The organism is Cupriavidus lacunae (assembly GCF_003353055.1).
Lineage (GTDB): Bacteria > Pseudomonadota > Gammaproteobacteria > Burkholderiales > Burkholderiaceae > Cupriavidus > Cupriavidus lacunae.
In genome coordinates this window covers 1-1,569 of record NZ_QKWJ01000222.1, presented here as the reverse complement: position 1 = coordinate 1,569, position 1,569 = coordinate 1, and the positions used below count along the sequence as shown (strand labels likewise).

1 protein-coding gene is annotated in these 1,569 nt (G+C 61.4%); it reads right to left on the bottom strand.

Annotation, left to right across the window (positions count from 1 at the left end; translation table 11 throughout):
- Positions 1-358: 358 nt before the first annotated feature.
- Entirely contained in the window at positions 359-1,486 is a 1,128-nt protein-coding gene (locus DN412_RS42790) for an IS110 family RNA-guided transposase (RefSeq protein WP_115216986.1), read from the bottom strand.
- Between the last annotated feature and the right edge of the window lie 83 nt (positions 1,487-1,569).

The following is a 1,569-nucleotide window of genomic DNA, read 5'->3' as shown; positions in this document are numbered from 1 at the left end:
CTTCTATGAGGGAATGGAAGTCAACCCCCCTTCAGCATTGGATTTCAGGTAGGGCATGTTGGAGTCGATACACTTTCCTTGCAAGCCGTTAAGCTTTCCTTCGCGGACTGACGCGGCGGCGAAACCGAGGTCGGGGTGCTCAATGTCGGGGCTATTAGCCCGGACTACCTTCTATCCGTGCCGGCGCAGGGCCGGCCACCACATACCACATGCGCAAAGCGCGGGACTACCCCTGTTACCTGGGCGCGCCCCATCTCTAAGGACGGCTACCCGCGAGGGGTAGCCCGGTTCATCTACGGGCGCGCTGACCTGCTCTCGTACCGCTTCTCTCTCCCTTACTTAGATCGGAATCACCTTACTATGGTTTGAGGCTTGCCCCGGGGGGAATCTCGCCATATTCGAGATAGCGCCACAGGGCAATTGCCAATCGGCGGGCAAGTGCGACAATGCCGACGCGCCGCATGCGCTTGCTGCCTGGCGCGAAGCGCTGATTGAACCATTGCGTGAGCTGACTCGTTGGCTGGTAGCGTAACCAGCTCCATGCCAGTTCGATCATCAGCCACCGAGAGCGTTTGTTGCCCGCCTTGCTGATGCCTTGCTCGACCTGGCTTTCGCCACTGCTGTAGGGCGTCGGTGCCAGTCCCAGGCAACCTGCGACTTCGCGCCGGTTGTGAAAGCGCCGCCAGCCAAACAGTTCCTTGATCAGGAGCCAGGCACTGCCTACGCCGATCCCGCTGAGTCGCGCGAGCAGCGCGATGGCAGGCTGCGTGCCGGCCTTCACGGCCTTGTGCTGCTGGGTTTCGATTGTCTTGATCTGCGTTACGGCCAACGCCAGTCGCGCGACTTCACGCTCGATCTCGGCACCCAAACCAGCAGGCAGTTGCGAGCCATGTGCGTCCCACCAGTGCTTCCAGGATCGGTCCCGGATATGGGCGACCCGGAAGTTGTGCAGTACCAGCAGCGAACGAATTCGATTGCTGTGAGCCGTGCGTTCCTGCCTGAGTCGCCCGAGCTCGCGGTGCAAGCGCCGCTCATCTTCCTGCTGTGGTGTCGGCACCCGCGCGACTGCCCATACGCGTCGCTCGCCAGCGTGGTAACGCATCAACATCGAGAGCAGCTTGTCGCCGTCGAGCCGGTCGGTCTTGGCGCGTCGCGCTCGGCGGTTGACTTCAATACTGGACGAGTCGACCACCAGGTTATGGATGCCTTGTTCCGTGAGCCATCGGTGTAGCCAGAAGCCATCGCGGCCGGCTTCGTAGCAACTGCGCACCGGGGCTTGCGGCGCCAGGCCACAGCGTGCTTTGGCCTTGGCGATCACTTGCAGGACTGAATTCAGGTCGCCAGCCACCAGCGTATGCCGGCTCGGTCCACGCACGCCGTCGCCCAGCGACAGCTTCCAGCTCTTGTCGCCTAGTTCGAAAGCCATGTACAGCCAGCCGGTGATCGTCGTATTCTGCCCCTGAAGGGTTGTGTCAGGCGTGTTCATTTGCGTGCTCCTTTGGGAGAAACGAGATTGCGAATCTTCGTTTTACTCCAGGGGCTTGCCTCCGCGGCCCTTCATAGTATCTC

What these genes read in the sequence shown, in the direction of transcription:
- DN412_RS42790 (WP_115216986.1), bottom strand. Translation starts at nt 1,486, where the DNA reads ATGAACACGCCTGACACAACCCTTCAGGGGCAGAATACGACGATCACC.